The sequence below is a fragment of the Kitasatospora sp. SUK 42 genome, assembly GCF_015776785.2.
Lineage (GTDB): Bacteria > Actinomycetota > Actinomycetes > Streptomycetales > Streptomycetaceae > Kitasatospora.
This window is the reverse complement of record NZ_LFMD02000002.1, coordinates 1953574-1979956: the sequence shown is the minus strand read 5'-3', so window position 1 is coordinate 1979956 and position 26383 is coordinate 1953574. Positions and strand designations below refer to the sequence as shown.

Annotated in this window: 24 protein-coding genes and 2 tRNA genes; 16 read left to right on the top strand and 10 right to left on the bottom strand. The window is 73.3% G+C overall.

The genetic code is table 11. From position 1 onward, the window contains the following. The first annotated feature begins 76 nt into the window (after nucleotides 1–76). The 5 genes from RZ50_RS08610 to pyrE all read left to right on the top strand — a co-directional run bounded on the left by RZ50_RS08610 (nucleotide 77) and on the right by pyrE (nucleotide 6371). Nucleotides 77–1237, top strand: a complete 1161-nt coding sequence (locus tag RZ50_RS08610) for a pyridoxal phosphate-dependent aminotransferase (RefSeq protein ID WP_196950617.1) — start codon at nucleotides 77–79, stop codon at nucleotides 1235–1237. 631 nt (nucleotides 1238–1868) lie between these two features. Then, nucleotides 1869–2396 carry a DUF2617 family protein gene (locus RZ50_RS08605; protein ID WP_196950618.1) on the top strand — a complete coding sequence of 176 codons (528 nt, stop codon included), beginning with the start codon at nucleotides 1869–1871 and terminating at the stop codon, nucleotides 2394–2396. A 142-nt stretch (nucleotides 2397–2538) separates the two neighbouring features. Next, nucleotides 2539–4170 (top strand): polyamine aminopropyltransferase, encoded by a 1632-nt coding sequence (locus RZ50_RS08600; protein WP_374199886.1) that lies wholly within the window; start codon nucleotides 2539–2541, stop codon nucleotides 4168–4170. Nucleotides 4171–4754: 584 nt separating this feature from the next. Next, nucleotides 4755–5804: a CoxG family protein gene (locus RZ50_RS08595; RefSeq protein ID WP_196950619.1), complete on the top strand. Its 1050-nt coding sequence runs from the start codon at nucleotides 4755–4757 to the stop codon at nucleotides 5802–5804. A 30-nt stretch (nucleotides 5805–5834) separates the two neighbouring features. After that, nucleotides 5835–6371: an orotate phosphoribosyltransferase gene (gene pyrE, locus RZ50_RS08590; RefSeq protein ID WP_196950620.1), complete on the top strand. Its 537-nt coding sequence runs from the start codon at nucleotides 5835–5837 to the stop codon at nucleotides 6369–6371. Nucleotides 6372–6498: 127 nt separating this feature from the next. Here pyrE and RZ50_RS08585 read toward each other — a convergent pair whose 3' ends face one another. Beyond that, nucleotides 6499–7215, bottom strand: coding sequence for a DedA family protein (locus RZ50_RS08585; RefSeq protein ID WP_196950621.1), 717 nt, complete (start codon nucleotides 7213–7215; stop codon nucleotides 6499–6501). 321 nt (nucleotides 7216–7536) lie between these two features. Here RZ50_RS08585 and fbaA point away from each other — a divergent pair, with 321 nt between their 5' ends. Continuing rightward, entirely contained in the window at nucleotides 7537–8559 is a 1023-nt protein-coding gene (fbaA, locus tag RZ50_RS08580; RefSeq protein ID WP_196950622.1) for a class II fructose-bisphosphate aldolase, read from the top strand. A 79-nt stretch (nucleotides 8560–8638) separates the two neighbouring features. Here fbaA and RZ50_RS08575 read toward each other — a convergent pair whose 3' ends face one another. Both RZ50_RS08575 and RZ50_RS08570 read right to left on the bottom strand, forming a co-directional pair. Continuing rightward, nucleotides 8639–9058 (bottom strand): DUF3151 domain-containing protein, encoded by a 420-nt coding sequence (locus RZ50_RS08575; RefSeq protein WP_196950623.1) that lies wholly within the window; start codon nucleotides 9056–9058, stop codon nucleotides 8639–8641. 81 nt (nucleotides 9059–9139) lie between these two features. After that, nucleotides 9140–10135 (bottom strand): zinc-dependent alcohol dehydrogenase family protein, encoded by a 996-nt coding sequence (locus tag RZ50_RS08570; protein ID WP_196950624.1) that lies wholly within the window; start codon nucleotides 10133–10135, stop codon nucleotides 9140–9142. A gap of 81 nt (nucleotides 10136–10216) precedes the next feature. Between RZ50_RS08570 and RZ50_RS08565 the strand changes: the two genes are divergently transcribed. The 3 genes from RZ50_RS08565 to RZ50_RS08555 all read left to right on the top strand — a co-directional run bounded on the left by RZ50_RS08565 (nucleotide 10217) and on the right by RZ50_RS08555 (nucleotide 12642). Beyond that, on the top strand, nucleotides 10217–10936 hold the full coding sequence (locus tag RZ50_RS08565) for a TetR/AcrR family transcriptional regulator (RefSeq protein ID WP_196950625.1): 720 nt from the start codon (nucleotides 10217–10219) through the stop codon (nucleotides 10934–10936). Between the two features lie 154 nt (nucleotides 10937–11090). Then, a complete protein-coding gene (locus RZ50_RS08560) occupies nucleotides 11091–11876 on the top strand; it encodes a DUF3152 domain-containing protein (protein WP_196950626.1) in 786 nt (261 codons plus the stop codon). 61 nt (nucleotides 11877–11937) lie between these two features. Next, nucleotides 11938–12642 carry a hypothetical protein gene (locus RZ50_RS08555; RefSeq protein WP_196950627.1) on the top strand — a complete coding sequence of 235 codons (705 nt, stop codon included), beginning with the start codon at nucleotides 11938–11940 and terminating at the stop codon, nucleotides 12640–12642. Between the two features lie 18 nt (nucleotides 12643–12660). Here the strand turns inward: RZ50_RS08555 and RZ50_RS08550 are convergent, their stop codons facing one another. From RZ50_RS08550 to purS, 4 genes are all read right to left on the bottom strand, one after another. Beyond that, nucleotides 12661–13473: a maleylpyruvate isomerase family mycothiol-dependent enzyme gene (locus RZ50_RS08550; RefSeq protein WP_196950628.1), complete on the bottom strand. Its 813-nt coding sequence runs from the start codon at nucleotides 13471–13473 to the stop codon at nucleotides 12661–12663. A gap of 66 nt (nucleotides 13474–13539) precedes the next feature. Continuing rightward, the gene (gene purL, locus RZ50_RS08545) at nucleotides 13540–15795 is read right to left on the bottom strand and encodes a phosphoribosylformylglycinamidine synthase subunit PurL (protein WP_196950629.1); all 2256 of its coding nucleotides are present in this window, start codon (nucleotides 15793–15795) and stop codon (nucleotides 13540–13542) included. Next, nucleotides 15795–16472 (bottom strand): phosphoribosylformylglycinamidine synthase subunit PurQ, encoded by a 678-nt coding sequence (purQ, locus tag RZ50_RS08540; protein WP_196950630.1) that lies wholly within the window; start codon nucleotides 16470–16472, stop codon nucleotides 15795–15797. Before purQ ends, purL begins: the two co-directional genes overlap by 1 nt. Continuing rightward, nucleotides 16469–16723: a phosphoribosylformylglycinamidine synthase subunit PurS gene (purS, locus tag RZ50_RS08535; protein ID WP_045692676.1), complete on the bottom strand. Its 255-nt coding sequence runs from the start codon at nucleotides 16721–16723 to the stop codon at nucleotides 16469–16471. Before purS ends, purQ begins: the two co-directional genes overlap by 4 nt. Nucleotides 16724–17190: 467 nt before the next feature. Here purS and RZ50_RS08530 point away from each other — a divergent pair, with 467 nt between their 5' ends. From RZ50_RS08530 to RZ50_RS08500, 7 genes are all read left to right on the top strand, one after another. After that, entirely contained in the window at nucleotides 17191–17508 is a 318-nt protein-coding gene (locus tag RZ50_RS08530; protein WP_030056585.1) for an Lsr2 family protein, read from the top strand. A gap of 142 nt (nucleotides 17509–17650) precedes the next feature. Further along, nucleotides 17651–17723, top strand: a tRNA-Gly gene (locus RZ50_RS08525). 39 nt (nucleotides 17724–17762) lie between these two features. Further along, nucleotides 17763–17838 (top strand) — tRNA-Gly (locus tag RZ50_RS08520). 180 nt (nucleotides 17839–18018) lie between these two features. Next, a complete protein-coding gene (locus tag RZ50_RS08515) occupies nucleotides 18019–19029 on the top strand; it encodes an ABC transporter ATP-binding protein (protein WP_196950631.1) in 1011 nt (336 codons plus the stop codon). Beyond that, nucleotides 19026–19859, top strand: a complete 834-nt coding sequence (locus tag RZ50_RS08510) for an ABC transporter permease (RefSeq protein ID WP_196950632.1) — start codon at nucleotides 19026–19028, stop codon at nucleotides 19857–19859. Before RZ50_RS08515 ends, RZ50_RS08510 begins: the two co-directional genes overlap by 4 nt. Before the next feature lie 99 nt (nucleotides 19860–19958). Beyond that, nucleotides 19959–21197, top strand: coding sequence for a sensor histidine kinase (locus RZ50_RS08505; protein WP_196950633.1), 1239 nt, complete (start codon nucleotides 19959–19961; stop codon nucleotides 21195–21197). Between the two features lie 13 nt (nucleotides 21198–21210). Then, entirely contained in the window at nucleotides 21211–21834 is a 624-nt protein-coding gene (locus tag RZ50_RS08500) for a response regulator transcription factor (RefSeq protein ID WP_196950634.1), read from the top strand. Between the two features lie 41 nt (nucleotides 21835–21875). Here the strand turns inward: RZ50_RS08500 and RZ50_RS08495 are convergent, their stop codons facing one another. The 3 genes from RZ50_RS08495 to RZ50_RS08485 all read right to left on the bottom strand — a co-directional run bounded on the left by RZ50_RS08495 (nucleotide 21876) and on the right by RZ50_RS08485 (nucleotide 26239). Next, a complete protein-coding gene (locus RZ50_RS08495; RefSeq protein WP_196950635.1) occupies nucleotides 21876–22775 on the bottom strand; it encodes a phosphoribosylaminoimidazolesuccinocarboxamide synthase in 900 nt (299 codons plus the stop codon). Between the two features lie 73 nt (nucleotides 22776–22848). After that, a complete protein-coding gene (locus tag RZ50_RS08490) occupies nucleotides 22849–24429 on the bottom strand; it encodes a N,N-dimethylformamidase beta subunit family domain-containing protein (RefSeq protein ID WP_196950636.1) in 1581 nt (526 codons plus the stop codon). Nucleotides 24430–24655: 226 nt separating this feature from the next. Then, on the bottom strand, nucleotides 24656–26239 hold the full coding sequence (locus RZ50_RS08485; protein ID WP_217680318.1) for a hypothetical protein: 1584 nt from the start codon (nucleotides 26237–26239) through the stop codon (nucleotides 24656–24658). Between the last annotated feature and the right edge of the window lie 144 nt (nucleotides 26240–26383).

Sequence of the window (26383 nt, the reverse complement as noted above, 5' to 3'; positions counted from 1 at the left end):
TGTTTCCGGGTCGTCCTTGTCCCCGGCCACCGGCTGTCCCAGGATGGGCGCGACGACCACGCGTGAGGAGCCACCGATGGGTACCAGGCCGCTGCTGAACCGCCGACTGGCCGGAATGGGAACGACGATCTTCGCCGAGATGTCCGCGCTGGCCACCGCCACCGGATCGATCAACCTCGGCCAGGGCTTCCCCGACACCGACGGGCCCGAGGAGGTCCGCGAGGCGGCCGTACGGGCCCTGCGCGAGGGCCGCGGCAACCAGTACCCGCCCGGCCCCGGCATCCCCGAGCTGCGCACCGCCATCGCCGAGCACCAGCAGCGCTTCCACGGCCTCGCCTACGACCCGGACACCGAGGTGCTGGTCACCGCCGGCGCCACCGAGGCGATCGCCGCCGCCCTGCTCGCCCTGCTGGAGCCCGGTGACGAGGTGATCGCCCTCGAACCCTTCTACGACTCCTACGCCGCCTGCATCGCGATGGCCGGCGCCACCCGCCGCCCGCTCACCCTCCGGGCCCCGGACTTCCGCCCCGACCTGGACGAGCTGCGCGCCCTGATCACCCCGCGCACCCGGCTGCTGCTGATCAACACCCCGCACAACCCCACCGGCACCGTGCTGACCGCCGAGGAGCTCGCCGGGATCGCCGAACTCGCCGTCGAGCACGACCTGCTGGTGATCACCGACGAGGTCTACGAGCACCTGGTCTTCGGCGCCGTCCACCACCCGATCGCCGCCCTGCCCGGCATGCGCGAGCGCACCGTCTGCATCTCCTCGGCCGGCAAGACCTTCTCCTTCACCGGCTGGAAGGTCGGCTGGGTCACCGCGAGCCCGGCGCTGGTCTCGGCGGTCCGCACCGCCAAGCAGTACCTGACGTACGTCAGCGCGGGTCCCTTCCAGTACGCCGTCGCCGAGGCCCTGCGCCTGCCCGACGGTTACTTCGACACCCTCCGCGCCGACCTGCTGCGCAAGCGCGACCTGCTGCTGGACGGCCTCACCGCTGCCGGCTTCCGCGCCTTCACCCCCGAGGGCACCTACTTCATCACCACCGACATCACCCCGCTCGGCGAGAAGGACGGCATCGAGTTCTGCCGCGCCCTCCCCGAGCGCTGCGGCGTCGTCGCCATCCCCAACGCCGTCTTCTACGACAACACCGAAGCCGGCCGCAGCCAGGTCCGCTTCGCCTTCTGCAAGAAGGACGAGGTCCTCCAGGAGGCCGCCGCCCGGCTCCGGAGGCTCTGACCGGCGTCAACTCCGGTCCTCCGGAGTTCTCCTGATCATGTGTCATGACGTCTCCGGGCCCCGCCATACCCTGTCCCGCCCCGCCCGTTGCAAAGGAACGAGACCCTCCGGTTGGGAGTTGCGCGCCCACGGCGCACGCGAGCACCAGCGCGCCCCCGTCGAACGGGGCCGTCCCGGCCCGACACCAGTTCTGATCCGACCCCAACTCACTTGATCCACATGCCCTGTTGCCGCCGACGTGGCAATGTCGTCAGCATGCCCGGCACCGCCCGACCGCCCTCCACCTCCCTCGCGTGGAGGGCGGTGGAGCATGCTGCGCACCGTCGGCGCACTACCGGCGCGCACGGCGCACAACCCGGTCGCAAGGGCGCACGCTGTGCAAACTCGCACACCGGGTCGATCAGACCCGGGGAGCAGGTGTGCTCGAAACGGTGAATGCTTGACAAAGATGGGTAAATCACCGACGGACCCGACGTATTCGTGCTTCTCTGCTGCTGAATCTCCAGCCGGAATCCTTCCTTCCACGGTCGGCCGCGCCCAGGGCCGCACAGCCGCGAACAGCCTCGCCATCGCCTAGGCCTACTCGCTGCTGCTCGGCGGGCGCGCACGGAGCTGAAACGCGGAGCCGAGCATGCTCACCACACTGCAGACCTCCTACACGGACACCCGCGCCGGTGACCTCGCCTGGTGCCTCGGCGGCGACCCGCTGCCCGCGCTCGCGGTCCGCGACCTGAGACTCGACGGCTGTCTCCCCGGCACCTCCGGCACCCTCCAGCTGCGACTGCTGGGGGCCTCGCACCAGGTGGTGATCAAGGCCGGCCCCGGCGAGTGCCTGGAGACCGTCGCCTGCCTGCCCGGCCGCCGCACCCCGCTGCCGGCCCGGGTGGCCGAGCAGGTCGGCGGCTGGGAGTACGAGTTCGCCGCCCGGATCGAGGCCCTGCCCCCGCACGACTTCGCGGCCCGCGCCCAGGAGTTGCTCGCCCTGGTCGAGGGGCACCCGCGCGGCCTCGCCGGGGTCTTCCCGGGCGACCCGAGCGCCTTCACCGCCCTGGTCACCCAGGGCGGCGAGAACCGGCTGCTCTGGCGGACCTGGCACGCCTACCCGCAGGAGGGGCAGCTGGTCTGCACCCGCTCCTCGCTGGTGGTGCCGAGGGCGTGACGCGCCGACGCCCCGATCCGGACAGAGGCCGCACAGCGCGGGCCTACGAATCGTACGCAGGAACGGTTCGTCAATCTGGCGGCCCTCACTGTCCGTCAAATGGGCGCAGCTATCCGTCCCGCACGTCCCCTAGCGTTTGTTCGTGATCAACCATCCGGCCGGTCCGCCCGCCCACCCGCGAGTGGACCTCCACGACGGCAACCCACCCCGGCCCGGGCGCGACCTCATCCCCCTGCCCACCCGCCGTCGGCCCCGGCTGCGCTCCCGCCCCCGGCTCGCCCGCCTGTCCGTCCTGCTGGCCGCGTTCATCTGCGCGGCCTGCGGACTCGTCTACGAGCTCGAACTCGTGGCGCTCGGCGACTACCTGCTCGGGGACGCCGTCACCCAAACCTCGGTCGTGCTCTCCGTCATGGTGTTCGCGATGGGCCTCGGCTCGCTGCTCGCCAAGCGGTTCACCAGCCGGCCCGCGACCGGCTTCGCCCTCGTCGAGTGCGCCCTCGCGCTCACCGGCGGGCTCTCCGTCCTCGCCCTGTACTCCTGCTGGGCCTGGCTCGGCCGCTACCAGGCCGCGATGGTCGGCCTCACCTGCCTGATCGGCACTCTGATCGGCGCCGAGATCCCCCTGCTGATGACCCTCATCCAGCGGATCCGGCGCGAGGACGCCGGCCGCGCCGTCGCCGACCTGTTCGCCGCCGACTACGTGGGCGCCCTGATCGGCGGCCTCGCCTTCCCCTTCCTCATCCTCCCCCGCCTCGGCCCCGGCGACGGCGCCCTGCTCACCGGGGCGGTCAACGCCGTCGCCGGGGCCGCCGTGGTGCTCTGGCTGTTCCGCGAGGAACCGGCCCCCCGGATACGACGGCTGCTCTGGGGCGGCTGCCTGGCCGTCCTCGCCCTGCTCGCGGCCGCCGCGGCCGGCTCCGACGCGATCGAACGCGCCGCCCGGCACGCCCTGTACGGCGACCAGATCCGCTACGCCGCCCACGGCCGGCACCAGGAGATCGTGCTCACCGGCCCCGCCGAGGGCCCGCTCCGGCTCTACCTCGACGGCCGGCTCGCGGTCTGCGGACCCGACGAGTACCGCGGCAGCGAGGCCCTCGTCCACCCCGCCATGGCCGCCGGACCGGACACCAGGGTGCTGCTGCTCGGCGGCGGCGACGGCCTCGCCCTGCGGGAGGTGCTGCGGCACCGCGGGGTCCGCTCCGTCCGGCTGGTCGACGCCGACCCCGCACTCCCCCGGCTCGCCCGCACCGACCCCGGGCTCGCCGCCCTCACCGGCCACTCCCTGGACGACCCCCGGGTCCGCACCACGGCCGCCGACCCGATGGCCTGGCTGCGGGGCACGCCCGACGAGGAGTACGACGTGGTGGTCGCCGACCTGCCCGCACCCTCGGACGGCGGACCGGTCACGTTCCACTCCCAGGAGTTCTACGGCCTCGCCGCCCGGCTGCTGGCCCCCGGCGGCCGGATCGCCGTCCGGGCCGGCGGGGACGAGGAGGGCCTCTGGCGGATTGAGTCCGGCCTGCGGGCAGCGGGGCTGCGGACCACCCCGTACGCCGTCCAGGGCGGCGCCACCGCCACCTGCCGCCCCGGCCCGCCGGACGCCGCCCAGGACTTCCTCCTCGCCGCCGCCACCCCGCCGCCGCTCACCCTCGCCCCCGACGCCCCACCGCCCCGCGCCCTCACCCCCACCGACCTCCACACCTCCGCGACCCTCCTCACCACCCTCCGCCCCACCCGCCCACCGGCCCCCCTCACCCTCCTCGGGCCCCGCTGACGCCCTCCAGTGGCGGGTGAGGACCCGGCGCGGCCCGGTCGGCAGACTCTGCGGCCCCTCGGCCTCCGCTGACGCCCCAGCGGCGGGCGGGCCACCGCAGGCGGCAGCGGGCCGGCGGGGCCCGGTCGGCAGGCTCTGCGGCCCCTCGGCCTCCGCTGACGCCCCAGCGGCGGGTGGGCCACCGCAGGCGGCAGTGGGCCGAACACGGGCGGCGCCCGAGCCGCAGAGGGCGGGGAAAAGTCGGGCAGTGGAGGTGGGGCCCCGGCTGACGCCGAGCAGCGGAGGCTGGGGCAAGGCGGGCGGTAGTGGTGGGACCCCGGCTGACGCCCCAGCGGCGGGCGGGCCACCGCAGGCGGCAGCGGGCCAAACACGGGCAGCCCCCAAGCCGCAGAGGGCGGGGGAAGGTCGGGCGGGGCGGGTAGGGGACCCGGCGGGGCCCGGTCGGGAGGCTCTGCGGCCTCTTCCTGGGCCCCGCTGAGGCCTGCGGCCGTGGGGGCGGGCGGTGTCCGAGCGATGGGGGGCGGGGAAAAGTCGGGCGGTGGTGGGTGGGGACCGGGCGGGGCCCAGTCGGTAGGCTCCGTGACATGGAGCATGAGGTTGTCGTCCCGATGTCCGCAGAGCTGGTGCGGCAGGCCTTGCAGGATCCGGCGCTGCTGGCGCGGAGCGTGCCGGGGCTGAGCACCGAGCCGGCGGCGGTCGGAAGTGGGCCGGCCGAGGAGATCGGCGGGCGGCTGAAGCTGCGCGTCGGCGGCTCCACGATCACGTACAAGGGCGTGCTGTCGCTGATCGAGGGCCGGGAGGGCGTGCTGACCGTGCTCGCCGAGGGCGAGGAGGCCCGGGGCAGCGGGGAGGCGACCGCCACCGTGCGGGTCAGCGTCCTGCCGGGCGCCGAGGACGGCACCTCGACGATCCGCTTCACCGGCGACCTGAGCGCCACCGGTCGGCTGACCGAGTTCGACGCCGAGACCCTGGACACCACCGGACGCCGCCTGCTGGACCGGTTCGCCACCGCGCTCACCTCCCCGGAGGCCGGGACCGAGCCCGAGGCGGACCTCGACGGCGACGGCGAGACCGTCGAGGAGACCGCCGAGGAGCAGGCCACCGAGCGGCCGGACGCCGAGGTCGTCTCCATCGAGGAGCACCAGGACCAGCCCGGCGAGGACCTCGACGACGACCTCTCCGACCTGATCGCCTTCTCCGACGCCGACGCCGAGCGCTTCGGCCTCCCGACCGGCTCCGCCGACGACGAGGACGAGGACGAGGACGAGGACGACGAGGACGGGGACGAGGACGACGAGGCCCAGGGCGGCCACCAGGACGAGGTCGCCGAGGAGCTCCCCGTCGAGCCCCTGTTCGCCTACGAGGACACGCCGGAGCTCAGCGGCCCGGTGCGCCGCAGCATCGTCGGCCGGTCGGCCGAGGAGGTGGACCACGCCCCGCCGCGCGGCCGCTACGCCCCGGCGCTGCCGGCCCGCAGCGCGCGGGCCCGGGCGGCGTCCCGCTGGGGCGGCGAGGCCGGCGGCATCGTGGTGCCGGGCACCGGCGGCCGCAGTGCGGTGCCGTGGGTGATCGGCGGCTCGGTGGCCCTGCTGGGCGGCGCGGTGGTGCTGGTCAGGGCGCTGCGTCGGCGCTGAGCCGGGAGACAGGGCCTAGACTGAACGCTCATGAGCAACGACCGCGACGCCCTGCTGGCACAGATCAAGGACAAGGCCGTCGTGCACGGCAAGGTCACCCTCTCCTCCGGCAAGGAGGCCGACTACTACGTCGACCTTCGCCGGATCACGCTGGACGGCGTGGCCGCCCCGCTGGTCGGCCGGGTGATGCTGGACGCGACCTCGCACCTGGAGTACGACGCCGTCGGCGGTCTGACCCTGGGCGCCGACCCGGTGGCCACCTCGATGCTGCACGCCGCCGCCGCGCGCGGGCGTCAGCTGGACGCCTTCGTCGTCCGCAAGACCGGCAAGGCGCACGGCCTGCAGCGCCGGATCGAGGGCCCTGACGTGAAGGGCCGCCGGGTGCTGGCGGTCGAGGACACCTCCACCACCGGTGGCTCGGTGCTGACCGCCGTCGAGGCGCTGCGTGAGGCGGGCGCCGAGGTGGTCGGCGTCGCGGTGATCGTCGAGCGCGGTGGCGCGGCCGCCGTCGAGGCGCAGGGCCTGGAGTACGTGACCGCGTACGACCTGGCCGACCTGGGCCTCTGACCCCCGCGGACACCCCGCACACGGACGCACGAAGCGAAGGGCCGGGCCCTGTTTCACGTGAAACCACGTGGAACGGGGCCCGGCCCTTCGTCGTCCGTCGCCCGGAGGTTCAGCCTCGCCCGGGGGTTCAGCCTCGCCGGTGGCGCCCGCTGCCGGCCTGCGTGGCCTCGGCGGCGGCCTCGGCGCCGCCCGCCTTCTTCTTCTTCCGCTCCCGCATGACCTCGATCAGGATCGGCGAGATCGACAGCAGGACGATCAGCAGCACCGCCGGGATCAGGTACTTGTCGATCACCGGGGCGAGCGCGTCACCGAAGAAGTAGCCGATCAGCAGCATGGACTCGGTCCACAGCACACCGCCGACGACGTTCCAGACGAAGAAGGTCTTGGCGGGCATCTCCAGGGTGCCGGCCACCGGGTTCAGGAAGGTGCGGATGATCGGCATGAAGCGGGCCAGCACCACGGCCTTGCCGGAGCCGAACTTGTTGAAGTACTCCTCCGCCTTCACCACGTACTCGCGGCGGAAGATCTTCGAATCGGGCTTGTCGAACATCTTCGGCCCGACCTTGACGCCGATCAGGTGCCCCAGCTGGGCACCGGCGATCGCCGCGATCGGGCAGCCGACGAGCAGCACGGCTATCGGCAGCTTGGCGCCGTCGCCGAGCACCGAGGAGGCGGCGTTCGAGGCGGCGACACCCGCGAGGATCAGCAACGAGTCGCCCGGGAAGAAGAAGCCGACCAGCAGGCCGGTCTCCGCGAAGATGATCGCGATCAGCCCGATGGCGCCGAGGGACGAGATCAGGGATTTGGCGTCGAGCAGGTTGACGGCCAGCTGGTTGTAGTCCACGGGCGCAGGATAGCGGGCGCATCTTGCCGGTGACTTCCGGCCGAGCCCCGTCGACGGGTTCCGGTCGAGTGCCCCGGTCCGACGTCCCGACAGGCGGGCTCCTGCTGACCTGCGGGCACGAGTCTGGGAAGATGGCCCAGGCGTCCGGTCCGCGGCGGTCCCACCCTCATGGCCGTACCGCGGTGGCCGCCTCGAACCTTGGTGCCGGAGAGCCACACCGCAGCGCCGCGCGTCGGCGGGCCGGCACGGAGTCGTCACGAAGGCGTACAAAGCGTCGGACAGCACCCGTCCGTACGCCGCAACCCGACAGGAGCGGATCGCATGCCCATCGCAACTCCCGAGGTCTACAACGAGATGCTGGACCGGGCCAAGGCGGGCAAGTTCGCCTACCCGGCCATCAACGTCACCTCGTCGCAGACGCTGCACGCCGCACTGCGTGGTTTCGCCGAGGCCGAGAGCGACGGCATCATCCAGATCTCGACCGGTGGCGCGGAGTTCCTGGGCGGCCAGCACAACAAGGACATGGTGACCGGCGCGGTCGCGCTCGCCGAGTTCGCGCACATCGTCGCCGCCAAGTACGACATCACGGTCGCGCTGCACACCGACCACTGCCCGAAGGACAAGCTGGACGGCTACGTCCGCCCCCTGCTGGCGATCTCCGCCGAGCGCGTGGCCAAGGGCGAGAACCCGCTGTTCCAGTCGCACATGTGGGACGGCTCGGCCGAGACCCTGTCCGACAACCTGGCCATCGCCCAGGAGCTGCTGGCCCAGGCCGCCGCCGCCAAGATCATCCTTGAGGTCGAGATCACCCCGACCGGCGGCGAGGAGGACGGTGTCACGCACGAGATCAACGACGAGCTGTACACCACCGTCAACGACGCCGTGCGCACCGCCGAGGCGCTGGGCCTGGGCGAGAAGGGCCGCTACCTGCTGGCCGCCTCCTTCGGCAACGTGCACGGCGTGTACAAGCCGGGCAACGTCGTGCTGAAGCCGGAGCTGCTGCGCGAGCTGCAGGACGCGATCGGCAAGCAGTACGGCAAGACCGACCCGTTCGACTTCGTCTTCCACGGCGGCTCGGGCTCCTCCGCGGAGGAGATCGCCACCGCGCTGGAGAACGGCGTCGTGAAGATGAACCTGGACACCGACACCCAGTACGCCTTCACCCGCCCGGTCGCCGGCCACATGTTCGCCAACTACGACGGCGTGCTGAAGGTCGACGGCGAGGTCGGCAAGAAGAACACCTACGACCCCCGCACCTGGGGCAAGCTGGCCGAGGCCGGCATGGCCGCCCGCGTGCGCGAGGCCGCCGAGCAGCTGCGTTCGGCGGGCAAGCGCCTGAAGTGAACGCGCTGACCGCGTGAGACGCGCGTGCCCCCGGCGGTCCTCCGCCGGGGGCACGGTCGTCTCCGTCAACGCTTTCGGACTACTGCTTGAGCTCCGCGTACGCCTCCGCGCTGCTGTCCTTCAGGAACTGCCAGCAGCGGGTCTCCTCCTCGGTCTCCTTGATCGCGCCGGCCGCCCGGGCGAGCGCCGCCAGGCAGCGCAGGAAGCCGCGGTTGCCGCGGTGCTCCCACGGCACCGGCCCGTGGCCCTTCCAGCCGTTGCGGCGCAGCGCGTCCAGGCCGCGGTGGTAGCCGGTACGGGCGTAGGCGTACGACTCGACGTAGCGGCCGGCCGCGAAGGCGTCGTCGGCGAGCATGGCCCAGGCCAGGCAGAAGGTCGGGTACTCGGCCGCCACCTGGGTCGGTGAGGCCGACTCCTCCGCGAGCATCCGGTAGGGCTGCTCGTCCTCCGGCAGGAGGGTCGGTTCGGGGCCGTCGAGTAGGTTCCTGTGAATCGCCATGCAGTGCAGTCTGCCATCCGGGACCCACCGGTCAACCGCCGTGCCCGGGATCGGCACCACCCTCACAGGATCACCCTGGGGTCAGTGCCGGACGGTCACCACGATCTTGCCGACCTGTCCGTTGGCCTCCATGTGCCGGTGGGCGTCGACGATCTCCTCCAGGTCGAAGGTGCGGTCGATCAGCGGCGCGAGGGTGCCCGCGCGGAGCCCGGCGTGGACGAAGTCCTGGCCCCGGCGGAGCGCCTCCGGGTCGGCGACCAGGGCGGACAGCGCGTAGCCCCAGACGTTCAGCGGCCAGTTCATCGGCAACGGCGCGGGCCTCGGGTCCAGCCAGCCGTAGACGATCAGCACTCCGCCGCGCGCGACCAGCGTGGCGAGGTCGGCCAGGCCCGGACCGGCGACCGGATCGAACACGATCCGCGCGCCCGCGTCCCCGGTCACCTCCCGCACCTTCGCCACCAGTTCGGGGCCGCCGTCCGCGACCACCACGTGGGCGGCGCCGACCGCCCGCAGCCGGTCGGCCTTGGCCTCCGTCCGGGTCACGGCGACCGGGACGCCGCCGAGGGCCGTCACGATCTGGATCGCGGCGACGCCGACGCTGCTGGAGGCGGCGGTGATCACCACGTGGTCGCCGGGCGCGATCCGGCCGACCTCGACCAGCGCGCCGTAGGCGGTCAGGTAGGACAGCCAGACGGCCGCCCCGGTGACGGCGTCCATGTCCGCGGGCCGGCGCAGCAGGGTCGTCGCGGGCACCACCACGTGATCGCCGTACACGCCGGCGTGGGACATTCCGGTGCCGGTGGCCAGGACGCTCACCGCGTCGCCCGGCGCGAAGCCGTCCACCTCGGGGCCGAGCGCGACCACCTCGCCCGCCGCCTCCGCGCCGAGCCGGGAGCCCGGCAGGGTCGCGTCGTACCAGTAGCCGCCGGAGCGGAACAGCGCCTCGGCCCGGTTCAGGCCGATCGCGTCGATCCGGACCAGCACCTCCCCCGCACCCGGGTCCGCCAGCGCGACCTTCTCCAGCCGCAGGACCTCCGGTCCGCCGATCTCGTCGAACAGCACGGCCTTGCTCTCCATGACGCCCCCTCCCCTGTTCGGCGCGCGTTTTCCGTGCACCGTTCTGATTTAGCGCATCGCACTCTAATGCAGCGCTGTACGATGTCAAGCGTGGAAGATCGGAAACCGGGCCGACGCGCCCGCCTGCGGGCCCAGACCACCGCCGAGATCAAGCGGATCGCCCTGGAGCACATGGCCGAGCAGGGCGCCGACGCCATCTCGCTGCGCGCCATCGCCCGCGAGATGGACATGAGCGGCAGCGCGATCTACAGCTACTTCGACACCCGCGACGACCTGATCTCCACACTGATCGGCGACGTCTACACCGCCCTGGTGGAGGCCGTGGAGGCCGCCCGGGACGCGGTGCCCGAGGACGACCCCGGCGGCCGGATCGTGGCCTGGGGCGAGGCCCTGCGCGCCTGGTCGCTGGCCAATCCGCAGGGCTTCCGGCTGCTCTACGGCGATCCCGTGGCCGGCTACCGCCCGCCCGTCGAAGGCCCCGCCCCGGAGGCCGCGGGGCGTGCCTGCCTCGGGCTGGTCGGCCTGGTCGCGGCGGCCTGGCCGAGCGCCCGGACGTCGCAGGAGGACCCGTCGGCGCGGTGGAGCGACTTCTCCGAGGACCTCGCGGCCAAGGTCCGCGAGCGGCACCCGGACCTCCCGCCCGCCGCCGTCGCCCTGGCGCTGCGGCTCTGGGGGCGGATGCACGGCCCGGTCGCCCTGGAGCTGCACGGTCACCTGGGCCCGCAGGCGCACCACCCGGACCGTCTGTACAGGCTCGAACTGCTCGATCTCGTCCGCTCCCTGGGGCTGCCGGGCAGCTGAGGCCCGCATACCGGGTACGTGGACATTCACCCGTTCGCATGCCAAGGTGTCGGTCGTGCCCGCAGCCCGACCCGCCAGCAGGCGAGCCGCCCCGGCTCGAAACCCCCGCGGCGGCCGTAGACGCCGCCGGGCACGCCGCAGAGTCGGGCCTGGCATGCTCACGGCACTGGTCGCCGCGGTGCTGGTGCTGGGCGCCGCCGCCTTCGCGCTGAACCGGCCCTCGGGCCCCGCCGCCCCCGCACCGACCGCCCAGGCCCGGATCGCCCCGCCCGCCGAGCAGGCGTCCGTCCCGACCCCGCCGCCGGCCGAGCCGCCCGCCCCGGCGCCCACGGCGACGCCGACACCCACGCCCACGCCCACCGCGCCGGACCCGGGCCCCACCAAGGGCGCGGGCACCTTCAGCACCGCCCCCGCCACCGCCAAGCCGGTCGGCAACGGCACCGTGCGCCGCTACCGGGTGGAGGTCGAGAACGGCATAGGCATCGACGCCGCGTCCGCCGCCGCACAGATCCACGGCATCCTCGGCGACCGGCGCGGCTGGACCAACGACCACAGGAACGGCTTCCAGCTGGTCGCGAGCGGTCCGTACGACTTCACCGTGAAAATCGCCTCCCCGGCCACCGTGGACCGGATCTGCGGCGCCTCCGGCCTGGACACCCACGGCGAGGTCAACTGCAACGTCGGCAACCAGGTGCTGGTCAACTCCAAGCGCTGGAACACCGGTTCGCCGCAGTTCAGCGGCCCGCTGGACGACTACCGGGCGCTCATCGTCAACCACGAGGTCGGCCACCGGATCGGCCACGGGCACGAGACCTGCCCCGGCCCGGGCAAGCCGGCGCCCGCGATGATGCAGCAGATCTACGGCCTCAAGGGCTGCGCGCCCAACGCCTGGCCGTACACGGCGGAGGGCACCTACCTGAGCGGGCCCGCGGTCCCGTAGTACGACGGAGTTGAGACCCGATCGGCAACCCTCCGGCACCACCACGGCCTACCCTGCGGTCATGACCACTGCCCAACGCCGAAAGCCCACCGCCGTGTTCACCGCCGCCGTGATCGCCCTCGGCGCCGCCGCCTGCTCGTCCTCCTCCGGCGCCGGCACGGGCGGCGGGCCGCTCTCCTACGACCGCGTCCGCTCGACCGCCCTGGACCTGTTCAAGAACAGGTCCACCGCCTGCCCGTTCGGCCTCGACTTCACGAAGGCCGCGGCCGACGCCGGGATCGGCGGCGCCGTCGCCCCCGCCGTGACGGACGGGCGGTCCGTCAAGGGCAACGCCGGCGACGGCGTTCCGGCCCAGCCCTGGCCGTCGGGAGCCACCCACCCACCGACCATGACCGAGATGCCGGCCACTCCCCCGAGCGCCCAGATCACCTGCTCGTACACGGTCGGCCCGTCCACCGTCGACGTCGAGCTGCTGGCCGTGCCGAAGACCGACTACGGCGTCAGCATGATGCTGCCCGCGATCCAGCGCGCCGGACTGCTCAGCGTGGACCAGCTCAGCCGGTTCGCCGGCGACCGGCCCGCCGTCGGGCAGACCAGGCTCACCCCGGGCCAGGGCACGGCCGCCGTCTCCCGCGTCGCCCTCCGGGGCGAGGGGGACCTGGTGCTGCTGCTCTCCCAGAACACCGCCGGAGCCGACCCGGACCCGGCCCTCGCCGGCGAACCACTGCGCAAGGCCGCCGAGACCCTGGCCGGACAGCTGCACTGAGGCCTGTCCGATGAGGCCTCAGTGCAGGACCGGCAGGTACTCCCGCAGGTCGCTGCGCTCCCCGGAGGCCGACACCTCGGCGTCCGCCAGCGCCGCCGCCCAGTCCGTACGGCCGGTGGCCAGCCGGATCCAGGTCAGCGGGTCGGTCTCGACCACGTTCGGCGGGGTGCCGCGGGTGTGCTTGGGCCCCGGCACCGCCTGGACCACCGCGTACGGCGGGATCCGCAGCTCCACCGCACCACCGGGCACCCGGTCGGCGAAGGCGTCCGCGAGCAGCCGGGTGGTGGCGGCGACGGCCTGGCGGTCGTGCGGGAACGGCTCCTGACCGAGCGCGGCCGCCAGGTCGTCGGCGTGCACCACCGTCTCCACCAGCCTGGTCACCAGCAGGTCGGCGAGCAGCATCGAGCCCACCCGGACCTCCAGGCGCCGCGTCGGGTCGGCGGCCTCCGGGCGCTCCAGCAGCCCGGTCAGCGCGTCCGCGGCCCGGCCGAAGGCCGCCGCCACCGACTCCGCGCCGCCGCCGAACTCCGCCGCCGCCCGCTCCCGGGTCTGCGCGTCCAGCCCGGACGCGACGGTGCCGACCGCGGCCACCCAGCCCGGCAGGTCCAGCGGCGGGCGCCCCTCCAGCGGGTCGTCCAGGTGGGCGGGGAGGAAGTCGAGCTGGACGGCGAGGTGCGCGAGCAGCTCACGGACCCGCCAGTCCCCCAGCCTGGTCGGCAGGTCCAACTGCGCGTCGGTGAGGCCCTGCACGACGGAGCGCAGCGCCCGCGTCTGGGCGGTCAGCGCGGCGCGGACCTTCTGCGGCTGGTACGTACGGGACTTGGGAGGCATGCGCCCCAACATACGCCGAGGGGCGGACGGTTCAGTCGAACCGTCCGCCCCTCGGTCAGGGCCCGATCAGGCCAGCAGGGCCTCGATGACGCCGGTGTGGGCGTCCTTCAGCTCGGCCAGCGAGACGGTGAACTGCCCCTGGACGTCCAGGCTGTCGCCGTCCACGACACCGATCCGGGTGGCCGGCAGGCCACGCGCGATGCACATGTCGTTGAAGCGGAGCTCCTCGCTGCGCGGCACCGCCACGACGGCGCGGCCGGCCGACTCCGAGAACAGGAGGACGAACGGGTCCACGCCCTCGGGCACGACGATCCGCGCGCCGTGGCCGCCCTTGAGGCAGCTCTCCACCAGCGCCTGGCCGAGACCGCCGTCGGACAGGTCGTGCGCGGCGTCGATCATGCCGTCGCGCGAGGCGGAGATCAGGATCTCGCCGAGCAGCCGCTCGCGCTCCAGGTCCACCTTGGGCGGCAGGCCGCCGAGGTGGTCGTGGACGACCTGCGACCAGGCCGAGCCGCCGAGCTCGTCCTCGGTGTCGCCGAGCAGGTAGAGCAGCTGCCCCTCCTCGGCGAAGGCGACCGGGGTGCGGCGGGTGACGTCGTCGATGACGCCGAGCACCGCGACCACCGGGGTCGGGTGGATGGCGACCTCGCCGGTCTGGTTGTACAGCGAGACGTTGCCGCCGGTGACCGGGGTGCCGAGGACCAGGCAGGCGTCGGCCAGGCCGCGGGTGGCCTCGGCGAACTGCCACATCACGTCCGGGTCCTCGGGGGAGCCGAAGTTGAGGCAGTCGGAGACGGCGAGCGGCTTGGCACCGCCGGCCGCGACGTTGCGGTACGCCTCGGCCAGGGCCAGCTGGGCGCCGGTGTACGGGTCCAGCTTGGCGTAGCGGCCGTTGCCGTCGGTGGCGACCGAGACGCCGAGGTTGGTCTCCTCGTCGATCCGGATCATGCCCGAGTCCTCGCCCGCCGAGAGCACGGTGTTGCCGAGCACGTAGCGGTCGTACTGGTCGGTGATCCAGGACTTGGAGGCCTGGTTCGGGTGGCTCGCGACCTTCAGCAGGTCGGCCTTGAGGCCCTCGCCGGTGGTCGGGCGGGCCAGCCGCTCGGCGGTGGGGGCGTCGGCCTGCAGCGCGTCCTGCCAGCTCGGGCGGGCGTACGGACGCTCGTAGGTCGGGCCCTCGTGGGCGACGGTGCGCGGCGGCACGTCCACGACCAGCTCGCCGTGCCAGAAGATCTCCAGGCGCTCGCCGTCGGTCACCTCACCGATGACGTTGGCGATGACGTCCCACTTCTCGCAGATCTCCAGGAAGCGGCCGACCTTGTCGGGCTCGACGATCGCGCACATGCGCTCCTGCGACTCGCTCATGAGGATCTCCTCCGGCGAGAGCGTGTGGTCGCGCAGGTGCACGGTGTCGAGGTCGATCCGCATGCCGCCGGAGCCGGCCGAGGCCAGCTCGCTGGTGGCGCAGGACAGGCCGGCGCCGCCGAGGTCCTGGATGCCCTTGACGAGCTTCTCGCGGAAGATCTCCAGGGTGCACTCGATCAGGAGCTTCTCCTGGAACGGGTCGCCGACCTGGACCGCCGGGCGCTTGGCCGGCTTGGTGTCGTCGAAGGTCTCGGAGGCCAGCACCGAGACGCCGCCGATGCCGTCGCCGCCGGTGCGGGCTCCGTACAGGATGACCTTGTTGCCGGCGCCGGAGGCCTGCGCGAGGTGGATGTCCTCGTGCTTCATGACGCCCACGCACAGCGCGTTGACCAGCGGGTTGCCCTGGTAGCAGGAGTCGAAGACGACCTCGCCGCCGATGTTCGGCAGGCCCAGGCAGTTGCCGTAGCCGCCGATGCCCGCGACGATCCCGGGCAGCACGCGCCGGGTGTCCGGGTGGTCGGCCGCACCGAAGCGCAGCGGGTCCATCACCGCGACCGGGCGGGCGCCCATCGCGAGGATGTCGCGCACGATGCCGCCGATGCCGGTGGCCGCGCCCTGGTAGGGCTCGATGTACGAGGGGTGGTTGTGCGACTCGACCTTGAAGGTGACCGCGTAGCCCTGGCCGACGTCGACCACACCGGCGTTCTCGCCGATGCCGACGAGCATCGCGTCCGAATCCGGCTTCTTCTCGCCGAACTGCTTCAGGTGGACCTTGCTGCTCTTGTACGAACAGTGCTCGGACCACATGACCGAGTACATGGCGAGTTCGGCGCCGGTCGGGCGGCGGCCGAGAATCTCCCGGATGCGCGCGTACTCGTCCTGCTTGAGGCCCAGTTCGGCCCAGGGCTGGGCCGCGTCCGGGGTCTGCTCGGCGTTCTTGACGGTGTCGAGGCTCATCAGGCGTTCACCAGCTGCTTCAGGACGGAAGTGAAGAAGCCCAGGCCCTCGGTGGTCGGACCGGTGAGCGGCTCCACGGCGTGCTCCGGGTGCGGCATCAGGCCGACGACATTGCCGGCGGCGTTGGTGATGCCGGCGATGTCGCGGTACGAACCGTTCGGGTTGAGGTCCAGGTACCGGGCGACGACCCGGCCCTCCGCCTCCAGCTCGTCCAGGACGCGCTCGTCGGCGACGAAGCGGCCCTCGCCGTTCTTCAGCGGGACGACGATTTCCTGGCCGGCCGAGTAATCCCCGGTCCAGGCGGTCTCCGCGTTCTCGACGCGCAGCTTCTGGTCGCGGCAGACGAAGTGCAGCGAGTCGTTCCGGTGGAGCGCGCCGGGCAGCAGGTGCGATTCGCACAGCACCTGGAAGCCGTTGCAGATACCGAGGACCGGCATTCCGAGCTTCGCCTGCTCGATGACGGTCTCCATCACGGGCGAGAAGCGGGAGATCGCGCCGCAGCGCAGATAGTCGCCGTAACTGAATCCGCCCGGCAGGACGACGGCGTCGACCTGGTGGAGATCCTTGTCACGGTGCCAGAGGGCGACCGGCTCGGCACCGGCCAGGCGGACCGCGCGCTGGGCGTCGCGGTCGTCGAGGGAGCCGGGGAAAGTGACGACGCCGATGCGGGTGGTCACTTCGCCGCCTCCTCGACCCGGACGGTGAAGTCCTCGATCACGGTGTTGGCGAGAAACGTCTCGGCGGCTTCGCGGATACGGGCGAGCGCGGCGTCGTCGACCGGGCCCTCCACTTCCAGCTCGAAACGCTTGCCCTGGCGGACGTCGGCGATCCCGGTGAATCCGAGACGGGGCAGTGCACGCTGCACCGCCTGTCCCTGGGGGTCGAGGATCTCCGGCTTGAGCATGACGTCGACTACGACGCGTGCCACTGGCACTCCCGGTGGTGTCTTCGGTGAGGCGGGGGAACTCCAGACTACCGGCCGTTTCGGGCAGGATTGCTGGCCGGGGAACGTGACGCGCGTAGACCCGGAACCCTTACGCCGCAAGGGATCCGACACCCCCGCCCCCCGCCCGGATCGAACCGTTTCTGCGGTTTCACGGCCCCGAACAGGCATCCGCGAAGAACACCCGAATACGGCACTTGGGGACAGATCGACCCGTCCCGCACATCGGTATCCGGGAGTCGCGCGAACACTCGTGAATATCCGGAAAAGAATGCCGGACTCTTCGATTTCGACCCCCTTCGGGTGCAGAATAGGGCCACCTGTCGCGGCAAGTGCTGCGTATCCGGCGGGCCACCAGGCCTGCCCGTGTGCGCTTGCGCGAGTTGGTGCACATCAGGCCACCGGGCGTACCCGCGAACCGGCGACCGAATTGCCCGAGAGGATTGACACCCATGGCTCAGCGTGTAGTTGTCACGCTCTCCGACGACCTGGACGGCGGCGCCGCCGCGGAAACCGTCCACTTCGGCGTCGACGGGAAGTCGTACGAGATCGACCTGTCCGTGGACAACGCGGAAAAGCTGCGGGAGGCCCTCGCGCCGTTCGTCGCGGCCGGCCGTCGTCAGAGCCGCACCGGAAAGTCCTTCCGCCGCACCGCGCTCACCCCGGACCCGGCCGCGGTCCGCGCCTGGGCCCTGTCCCGCGGCATGGAACTTCCGGCCCGCGGCCGCATCCCCAAGCACGTGTACGAGGCGTTCGCCGAGGCGAACTGACCTCCCGGGGCACCGCCCCTGGTCGCCCTGCCCGCCCGGACCGAAAGGGTGGGGCGACCACCCCGAAAGATGCTGTAGAGTATTCCTCGTCGCCGCAACGGAGAGATCCGAACAAGGCGGCGGGTGCCCCACCAGGCACCATGCGGACGTGGCTCAGTTGGTAGAGCATCACCTTGCCAAGGTGAGGGTCGCGAGTTCGAATCTCGTCGTCCGCTCGCAGTGCGCGAGCACAGCACAACACAATAGTTGGTCCTGCGGACGTGGCTCAGTTGGTAGAGCATCACCTTGCCAAGGTGAGGGTCGCGAGTTCGAATCTCGTCGTCCGCTCCAGTACGAAGGCCCCCTCGATCGAGGGGGCCTTCGGCGTTTCCCGGAACTTCCCGGGCACTTCCCCGCCGCCGCTCCGGTTCCACCCCCATGACATTTGTCATCGCCGACCCGTGGATCCGCACCGACGGTTCATGACGGCGCGCACTGCCCGCGCGGCCCGGCCGGCGGAAGGCTTGGGGCATGGAAACGAGCCAGCCCTCCCGCTCCGGCGACAGCGTGATCGAGGTCACCGACCTGCACCGCCACTACGGCACCGGTGCCACCGGGTACCACGCCGTCCGAGGCGTCGACCTGACCGTCCGCCGCGGTGAGCTGTTCGCCCTGCTCGGCACCAACGGCGCCGGCAAGACCTCCACCATGGAGGTCATCGAGGGCCTGGCCGCGCCCACCGGCGGCACCGTCCGGGTGCTCGGCCGGGACCCGTTCAGGGAGCGCGCCGACGTCCGCCCCCGGATCGGCATCATGCTCCAGGAGGGCGGCTTCCCCGGCGAGCTCACCGCGGCCGAGACCGGCCGCGTCTGGGCCGGGATGACCAGCGGCGCCCGCCCGGTCGCGGAGGCGCTGGAGCTGGTCGGCCTCGGCCACCGCGCCGGCGTCCGGGTCAAGCAGCTGTCCGGCGGCGAGCGGCGCCGGCTGGACCTCGCGATGGCCCTGCTCGGCCGTCCCGAGGTGCTGTTCCTGGACGAGCCCAGCACCGGCCTCGACCCGGAGGCGCGCGCCTCCGTCTGGCGGCTGGTCCGCGAGCTGCGCGCCCAGGGCACCACGGTGCTGCTCACCACGCACTACCTGGAGGAGGCCGAGGAGCTGGCCGACCGGCTGGCCATCATGCACGGCGGCCAGGTCGTCACCAGCGGCACCGTCGCCGAGGTGATCGCCGACCGGCCCTCCCGGATCACCTTCGAACTCCCGGAGTTCGCCGGGGCCTCGCTGCCCGTCCTGGCCGGGGCCGAGATCGGCCTCGACGGCCGCAAGGTCACCGTGCAGACCGTCAGCCTCCAGGACACCCTCACCGACCTGCTCGGCTGGGCCCGGCACCACGGAGTCGTGCTCGGCGCCCTGGACGCCCGCAGCGCCTCGCTGGAGGAGGCCTTCCTCGCGATCGCCTCCGAGGCCGCCCACCAGAGCCCCCCGCAGGCCCCCGCCGCCCCCTCCCGCCCCGCCCGCCGCCGCCTGATCGGATCCGCCCGATGACCACCGCCGTCCCCACCGCCACCACCGCCGGCCCGCGGAGCACCACCGTCCGCCGGCTGCTCGCCCTCGGCCGCGCCGAGGCCACCCTGCTGGTGCGCAACCGCACGGCCCTGTTCACCGCCCTGGTGCTGCCGCTGCTGCTGATCGTCACCCTGCACAGCACCCTCTCCAAGGAGGCCGAGTCCAACCCGGGGCTGGACGTCGACTCGCTGCTGGTCTACGGCGCGGTCGGGATGATCCTGGCCTTCGTCGTGTACTACAACCTGACCGCCGCCTACGTCGGGCGGCGCGGCGAGCTGGTCCTCAAGCGGCTGCGCACCGGCGAGGCCCGGGACATCGAGATCCTGCTCGGCACCGCCGTCCCCTCGCTCGCCCTCGGCCTGATGATGGCCGCCCTGATCGGGATCGGCGGCAGCCTCGGCCTGCACCTGGCCGTGCCGGTCAACCCGCTGCTGATGCTCATCGGCCTCGTCCTGGCGCTGGCCACCATGATCGCCCTGGCCGCGCTGTCCAGCGCCTTCACCAAGACCGTGGAGAGCGCGGGCATCACCACCCTGCCGGCCATCCTCGTCATGCAGCTCGGCTCCGGCCTGTTCGTCCCGCTGGAGGTCATGCCCACCCAGCTGGCCGACATCTGCCGTCTGCTGCCGACCACCCCGGCCTTCCAGCTGATCCGCATCGGCTGGTTCGGCACCGACGGTTCGGCCCCCGCGACGGACTTCCTCGGCAGCTGGGGCGCCGCCGGCTCGCACCTGATCACCGGGGCCGTCTGGCTGGGTCTGGCGGTCTGGGGCGCGGTGCGCTACTTCCACTGGGAGCCGCGTCGCTGATTTCCGACGGCATTTCGGCAGAATCCGAAGGACCTTTCCCCGTTCGACCTCTGATATGAAGGCAACGACACGATCGTGATCGAACGGGGAGAATCGACGATGCAGGTCCGGGGGCCGATCCGCCGTTGGAAGGGCTACCGCCAGCCCCAGCGCGCCGAGGTGTACCTGCGCTGGTCGCTCTACGCGGTGGCGTGGCTCGTCCTCCTGGTGAACCTCGTGGTCAGCGCCAGCCCCAGGAACTTCCCGGACCACACCGCAACCGTCCGGGTCGCCCTGCTCGTCACGCTGGCCGCGGTCCTGGTGTCCCTGCCGACGTTCCACACCTCGCTCGACCACTACCTGGGGCGGCCCGGCCGGTACGCGCGCTGGCTGGTCGTCAACACCGCCGTCACGGTGACCGGCGCCTGGGCCGTCGTGCTGCTCGGCCCGTCCGCCGGCGGCTCGCCGGCGGCCCCCTACGGCGCGCCGTTCACCGCGTCCGTCGCCACCTCCCTGCTCCTCCTGGCCCTCGGGCCGTTGAGCGTCGCGCTGCCACTGCGCTGGATCTGGATCGCGGTGGTCGGCCTGCCGCTGGTGATCCTCCCCGGGATGCTGCTGGCCGGAGTGAGCACCGCCACCACGGCCGGGTTGCTGACCGGCGTGACGGTCGGCCACGCCCTCCTCGCCGCCACCAGTCGCAGCCTCGCCTGGCTGGCCGCCATCGTCTGGGAACTGGACGCCGCCCGCGAGGCGCAGTCCCGCCTGGCCGTCGCCGAGGAGCGGCTGCGCTTCTCCCGCGACCTGCACGACGTGATGGGCCGCAACCTCACCACCATCGCGCTGAAGAGCGAGCTCGCCGTCCAGCTCGCCCGGCGCGGGCGCCCCGAGGCCGCCGACCAGATGGCCGAGGTGCAGCAGATCGCCCAGGAGTCCCAGCGCGAGGTCCGGGACGTCATCCGCGGCTACCGCACCGCCGACCTGCACGCCGAGGCCATCGGCGCCCGCGCGGTGCTGCGCTCGGCCGACGTCGCCTGCGAGATCGACCTCGGCGAGGGCGCCGACCGGCTGCCGCCCCCGGTGCAGTCGGTGCTCGGCTGGGTGATCCGCGAGGCCACCACCAACGTGCTGCGGCACAGCGAGGCCGCGCACTGCCTGATCCGGCTGCGGCAGGAGGACGGACGGGCCGTGCTGGAGCTGGAGAATGACGGGGTGCCGGACGTGCCGCTCCCCTCCCAGGGCGGCGGCACCGGGCTGCGCGGCCTGCGCGAGCGGCTCGCCGCCCACGACGGCGAGCTGACCGTCCCGACCGCCGCACCCGGTTCCTTCCGGATGCTCGCCACCGTCCCGCTGCCAGGCTGAGAGAGGCCGCCCGATGACCGAGAACACCGCGCCCGTCCGCGTCCTGCTCGCCGACGACGAGCACCTGATCCGGGGCGCGCTGGCCGCGCTGCTCTCGCTGGAGGACGACATCGAGGTGGTCGCCCAGGCCGGCTCCGGCCCGGAGGCGCTGGCGATGGCCCAGGCGCACCGGCCCGACATAGCGGTGCTGGACCTCCAGATGCCCGGCAAGGACGGCATCGAGGTGGCCACCCGGCTCCGGCAGCTGCTGCCGGACTGCCGCTGCATGATCGTCACCGGCCACGGCCGCCCCGGCTACCTCAAGCGGGCCCTGGAGGTCGGGGTGCGCGGCTTCCTGCCGAAGACCGTCTCGGCGGCCGACCTGGCCGGCATCATCCGCACCGTGCGCTCCGGCGGCCGGTACGTGGACCCGGAGCTGGCGGCGGACGCGATCAGCGCCGGGGAGACCCCGCTGACCCCGCGTGAGACGGACGTCCTGGAGCTGGCCGCGGACGGCACCTCGATCGCGGAGATCGCCGAACGGGCCGCGCTGTCCCAGGGCACCGTGCGCAACTACCTGTCCTCGGCGGCCACCAAGCTGGGCGCGGAGAACCGGCACGCGGCGGTGCGGATCGCCCGCGAGCACGGCTGGATCTGAGTCGGATCCTCGAAGCCGTACCCGCGGGCGTCACACGGGCGTCAGGCCCAGGTGGTGCCGGTCAGCCGCTCGTACACCTCGATGTACTTGGCGCGGGTCTGCTCGACGATCTCGGCCGGCAGCTCCGGCGGCGGCTGCTCGCTGTAGCGGTCCCAGCCGGAGGCCGGGGAGACCAGCCAGTCGCGGATCAGCTGCTTGTCGAAGGACGCCTGCGAGCGGCCCGGCTGGTACTCGTCGGCCGGCCAGTAGCGGGAGGAGTCCGGGGTGAGCACCTCGTCGCCGATCACCAGCTCGCCCTCCAGCAGGCCGAACTCGAACTTGGTGTCGGCCAGGATGATGCCGCGGTCGCGGGCGATGTCGCGGGCCCGGGCGTAGACGTCCAGGGTGGTGCGGCGCAGCCTGGCCGCCAGCTCGGCGCCGATCCGGCGGGCGGTCTCCTCGTAGGAGACGTTCTCGTCGTGCTCGCCGACCTCGGCCTTCAGCGCCGGGGTGTAGATCGGGCCGGGCAGCTCGGAGCTGTTCTCCAGGCCCTCCGGCAGGGCGATGCCGCAGACCGTCCGGCTCTCGTTGTACTCGGCCAGGCCGGAGCCGGCCAGGTAGCCGCGGGCGACCGCCTCGACCGGGACCATCTCCAGGCTGCGGCAGATCAGCGTGCGGCCCTTCCAGTCGGCGGGGGCGCCGGCCGGGAGCTCGGTGGAGATCACGTGGTTGGGGACGATGTCGGCGATCCGCTCGAACCACCACAGCGACAGCTGGGTGAGGATGCGCCCCTTGTCCGGGATCTCGTTCGGCAGCACCCAGTCGTGGGCGGACGTGCGGTCGCTGGCGACCATCACCAGCTCGCCCGATCCGGTGCGGTAGAGGTCGCGCACCTTGCCGGTGTGCAGGTGGACCAGGCCGGGTACCTGGACCGGCTCGGGCTTGGTGACAAATCCGCTCAAGGTGTCTCAGTCCTCAGGGGTCGTTCACGGGCGTGGGCACCGCGAAAGGGGAGGTCACTGCCCCCGCAGTCTTTCACGCCCGCCGAACCGGAGGACCGCCGCCCGATTCCGTCTGGTTTTTGCAGAGGCGGTCCAGCAGGTTGGCGGTGGCCCGCTGGATCCGCTCGTCGGTGAGTCCCGGGCGGCCCAGCGCGGGCGACCAGGCGAAGGTGCCGGCCGCGAAGACGTACGCGCCGCTGGGCGCCCGGTAGAGCGAGGTCTCCTGGTAGCGGGTGCGGCCGGACAGGTCCTGGTACGGCGAGTGCGCCAGCAGCACCCGCTCGGTGTGCTCGGGCAGCGCCACCTTGGGGTAGTACCGGTCGGCCTCCCCCGCGACCAGGCCGGGCAGCTCGTCCCCCTCCTGCAGCCCGGTGCCGTCCCACAGCCAGTGCGCGGTGTGCCGGGCGATCAGCGGGACGGGCGCGGCGACCCGGCCCGAGTACTGCACGCCGAGCAGGTGCTGCTCGGGCTCCCCCGCGTCCCGCCAAAGCGCGCTGGCCGCGCCGGGCACCCCGGCGGCCGGGTTGCCCGGCCGGACCTTCTGCCGCTTGCGGCAGTTGAGCAGCCGGTTGGGCTCGCCGGAGGCGGCGTCGGTCAGCTCCACCCGCCAGTACATGGTGTTGGCGGACAGGAACACCAGCGAGGTGCCGCCGTCCCGGGCCCGCTCGGCGGCCCGGCGCATCGGCTCGGACCAGTACTCGTCGTGGCCGGGGAAGACCAGCGCCCGGTGCTCGGCCGGGTCCACCAGGCCGGCGTGCAGGTCGGTGGCGGTGGCGTAGGAGAGGTCGTAGCCGTAGCGCTCGGCCCAGCGGATGAAGTCGTACGCGTGGCCGACGTGCAGCGGCAGCCCGGCGGTGGCGTGCGGGCGGTCGAAGGAGACGGTGACGGCCGCCTCGGGCTCGCCGACCAGGCCGCCCCGGCCGTCCCAGGCGTGGTAGAGGCTGGCGCCGGTGCGGCCGTCCTCGGGGAACAGGTTGTACGCCTGCCAGGTCACGTCCGGGAGCACCAGGAGCAGTTCGGCGGTGCGCCCCTGGTCCGTGTGGTCCCGCACGGTGAACGGGATGTGGCTGCGGTGCAGCATGTCCGCGGTGGTCAGCACGGCGACGTACGCGCCGGGCTGCCAGTGCGCCGGGATCTGGAGCCGCCAGGAGTGCCACCAGTGGTGGCAGGAGACCGTCCGGTCCACCACCAGCGGGGCGGGCTGGGCCAGTCCGGAGATGTTCGGGGTGGAGGTCATGTGGCGGGCGCCGTCGCCGCCGTAGTGGCCGATGCGGTAGACGTCCACGGTGAACTCGCGGGGCGGGTTGACGGTGACCCGGAAGTCCACCGAGCCGCCGGGTCGGACCACCCCTGCCGAGGCGAAGCCCTTGATCTGCTGGTCCACGTCGTTGGAGCTCTGCGGGGTGCCGACCGGCGGCTTGGGCCGCCGCACGCCGGCCGTCAGCGGCTGCTGGCCGGGCGCGTCCACCGAGACGTACCAGGGCACGGCGCCCTCGGCCCCGGCCAGGTACTGGTCCGGGCTGCGCAGCCAGGGCAGCGGGCCCTGGCCGAAGGGGTCGGAGACGCTGTAAGCGTGCGTTCCTGACTCCCAGCGGCGGTTGAGTTCGGTCACCACGCGCCCTCCCAGGTGCACTTCCGCCGGGTTGGCACGTGCCCCCCGGATGTGCGTGCGGTCTAATACACCACACCGCGCTGGCGCTGCGTCACCCCGCGGTAGCAATTCGTGTCGGGAATCTCGCGCGCCGTCCGGGCGGGGCCTCCGGCCTGCGGAGACGGCCGGCCGCCGGGCAACTCGGGGGCGCGTGGCGGGGCTCCGAGCGCCGTCCCCGACTCCTGGGGACTCAGAGCCGCACGGGTTTCTCCAGCCGGACCTCGGCGGCGTCCAGCCAGGCCCGCAGCGGGCCGTCCTGGCCCTGTTCGACGGCCTGGGCGACCGGGCCGGCCAGGTCGGTGCGGCGGACCCCGCCGAGCTGCAGCACCGGGCCGTCCAGCCAGTCCAGGCCGGGGGCGCCGCCGGCGGTGTCCACGGCGGCGCAGCAGACCATCGCGGTGACGTGGTCGACCAGCAGGTCGCGGCCGGTGCGGTCGGGTTCGAGCAGCGGGGCCGGGGTGGTGGTGCGGGCCAGCTGGGCGGCGAGCGCGGCGGCCAGCCGCTCTCCGTCGCCCTCGGCGAGCCGGACCAGCAGCCGGGTGAGGGTCGGGGCGCCGGGGCGGGACTGCGGGGCGAGCCGGTCCAGGGCGGACTGCAGGGCGGCAGCCTGGGCCCGCCAGCCGGCGTCCACCACGTCGGCCGGGTAGTCGGACCACTCCAGCTCGTGCCAGGCCCCGGCCGCCGGGCGGCCGAAGAACAGCTCGGCGGCGAGCCGGGAGACCGCCCGGTCCACCGTGCCGGGCTCCTCCAGCAGGTCGCAGGCGGGGCGGTCGCCGAGCCGGCTGCTGTAGCCGTCGGCCAGCCGGTCGCGGCGGGCGAGCTCGGTGAGCGCGGCGGCCACGCCGGCGTTGAGGTGGGCGGGGTGGCGGCCGAGCCGCCAGGCGGGCAGCGCGACCCGGGTGAGCAGCCGGTCCCAGCCGGCGTAGGCCAGTCCGACCTGTTCCTGGGCGGCGATCCGCAGGCCGTAGTCGACCGTCCTGGCCTGTTCGGAGGCCCAGCTGGCGACGGACCGCTCCAGCTCCGCGGAGTGGCCGCGGCAGGCGCCGAGCAGGCGGCGGGTGATCCGCCGGGTGACCTCGTCGGCGAGCCCGGCCGGTCCGCGCCGGGGCGGCAGGGGCGGGGCGGCCAGGGTGCCGCCGCCGAGGCCGGGGGCCGTGCCCCGGCCGGAGTCCAGGCAGGCGTCCAGGCTGCGCAGGAAGCGGCGGGCGGCGGCGATCTCCGGGTCGGTGGAGGCGGCGGTGCCGGCCACCACGGGGGCGAGCAGGGCGCGCAGTTCCCCGGCCCGCATCCACCACAGGAAGGGCGAGCCGATCACCAGGACCGGCGCGGGCGGTTCGGGGTGCGGCCGCAGCGGGCGGGGCCGGCGCACCGGCGGGACGTCCTCCAGCCAGCTGTCGCAGTCCGGGGTGAGCGCCACGGCGGAGGGCGCGGGCACGTTCAGCCGGTCGGCGAGTTCGTCGATCAGCCGGTACAGCTCGGGGGCCTCGGCGCGCCCGACCTGGACGGCGGGGGTCCGTGGCGGGACGGCCAGGCGGTGGGCGCGGGCGGTCAGCCAGGCGACCAGCAGGCTCAGCGCGGCGACCGCGCAGACCACCCAGCGGGCGGCGTCCCAGGCGGCGGCGTCGGAGGCGCCGGGCGCGCCGATCCGGCCGGTGAACCGGCCGGCGAGCAGGACCACCGCGGCGGCGGTGGGCAGGGCGGCGGCGGCCAGGGCGAGGCCCCGGACCCGCAGTACCGCCTGGGCGTGAGCGCGCGCGGTATCGACTACGGCCATACGGTGCGGCACCCCCTTCGGAGCCCTCGGGCGCCCGGCTTCGGGCCCGGAGCCGACTCGAAATGATCAGTTCCGACCGGGAAGCGGAGGCGTCCGATCCCCGGTAGTGCATGCTGCGTGGCGCTACTGACATTTTCGACGCCC

Excerpts from the sequence above, each read along its gene's own strand:
- RZ50_RS08550 (WP_196950628.1), bottom strand. The coding sequence starts at position 13,473 with ATGCCTCCCAAGTCCCGTACGTACCAGCCGCAGAAGGTCCGCGCCGCG.
- RZ50_RS08485 (WP_217680318.1), bottom strand. The coding sequence starts at position 26,239 with ATGGCCGTAGTCGATACCGCGCGCGCTCACGCCCAGGCGGTACTGCGG.
- RZ50_RS08530 (WP_030056585.1), top strand. The coding sequence starts at position 17,191 with ATGGCTCAGCGTGTAGTTGTCACGCTCTCCGACGACCTGGACGGCGGC.
- RZ50_RS08605 (WP_196950618.1), top strand. The coding sequence starts at position 1,869 with ATGCTCACCACACTGCAGACCTCCTACACGGACACCCGCGCCGGTGAC.
- RZ50_RS08570 (WP_196950624.1), bottom strand. The coding sequence starts at position 10,135 with ATGGAGAGCAAGGCCGTGCTGTTCGACGAGATCGGCGGACCGGAGGTC.
- RZ50_RS08505 (WP_196950633.1), top strand. The coding sequence starts at position 19,959 with ATGCAGGTCCGGGGGCCGATCCGCCGTTGGAAGGGCTACCGCCAGCCC.
- fbaA (WP_196950622.1), top strand. The coding sequence starts at position 7,537 with ATGCCCATCGCAACTCCCGAGGTCTACAACGAGATGCTGGACCGGGCC.
- RZ50_RS08555 (WP_196950627.1), top strand. The coding sequence starts at position 11,938 with ATGACCACTGCCCAACGCCGAAAGCCCACCGCCGTGTTCACCGCCGCC.
- RZ50_RS08595 (WP_196950619.1), top strand. The coding sequence starts at position 4,755 with ATGGAGCATGAGGTTGTCGTCCCGATGTCCGCAGAGCTGGTGCGGCAG.
- RZ50_RS08500 (WP_196950634.1), top strand. The coding sequence starts at position 21,211 with ATGACCGAGAACACCGCGCCCGTCCGCGTCCTGCTCGCCGACGACGAG.
- pyrE (WP_196950620.1), top strand. The coding sequence starts at position 5,835 with ATGAGCAACGACCGCGACGCCCTGCTGGCACAGATCAAGGACAAGGCC.
- purL (WP_196950629.1), bottom strand. The coding sequence starts at position 15,795 with ATGAGCCTCGACACCGTCAAGAACGCCGAGCAGACCCCGGACGCGGCC.
- RZ50_RS08610 (WP_196950617.1), top strand. The coding sequence starts at position 77 with ATGGGTACCAGGCCGCTGCTGAACCGCCGACTGGCCGGAATGGGAACG.
- RZ50_RS08510 (WP_196950632.1), top strand. The coding sequence starts at position 19,026 with ATGACCACCGCCGTCCCCACCGCCACCACCGCCGGCCCGCGGAGCACC.
- RZ50_RS08560 (WP_196950626.1), top strand. The coding sequence starts at position 11,091 with ATGCTCACGGCACTGGTCGCCGCGGTGCTGGTGCTGGGCGCCGCCGCC.
- RZ50_RS08575 (WP_196950623.1), bottom strand. The coding sequence starts at position 9,058 with ATGGCGATTCACAGGAACCTACTCGACGGCCCCGAACCGACCCTCCTG.
- RZ50_RS08515 (WP_196950631.1), top strand. The coding sequence starts at position 18,019 with ATGGAAACGAGCCAGCCCTCCCGCTCCGGCGACAGCGTGATCGAGGTC.
- RZ50_RS08565 (WP_196950625.1), top strand. The coding sequence starts at position 10,217 with ATGTCAAGCGTGGAAGATCGGAAACCGGGCCGACGCGCCCGCCTGCGG.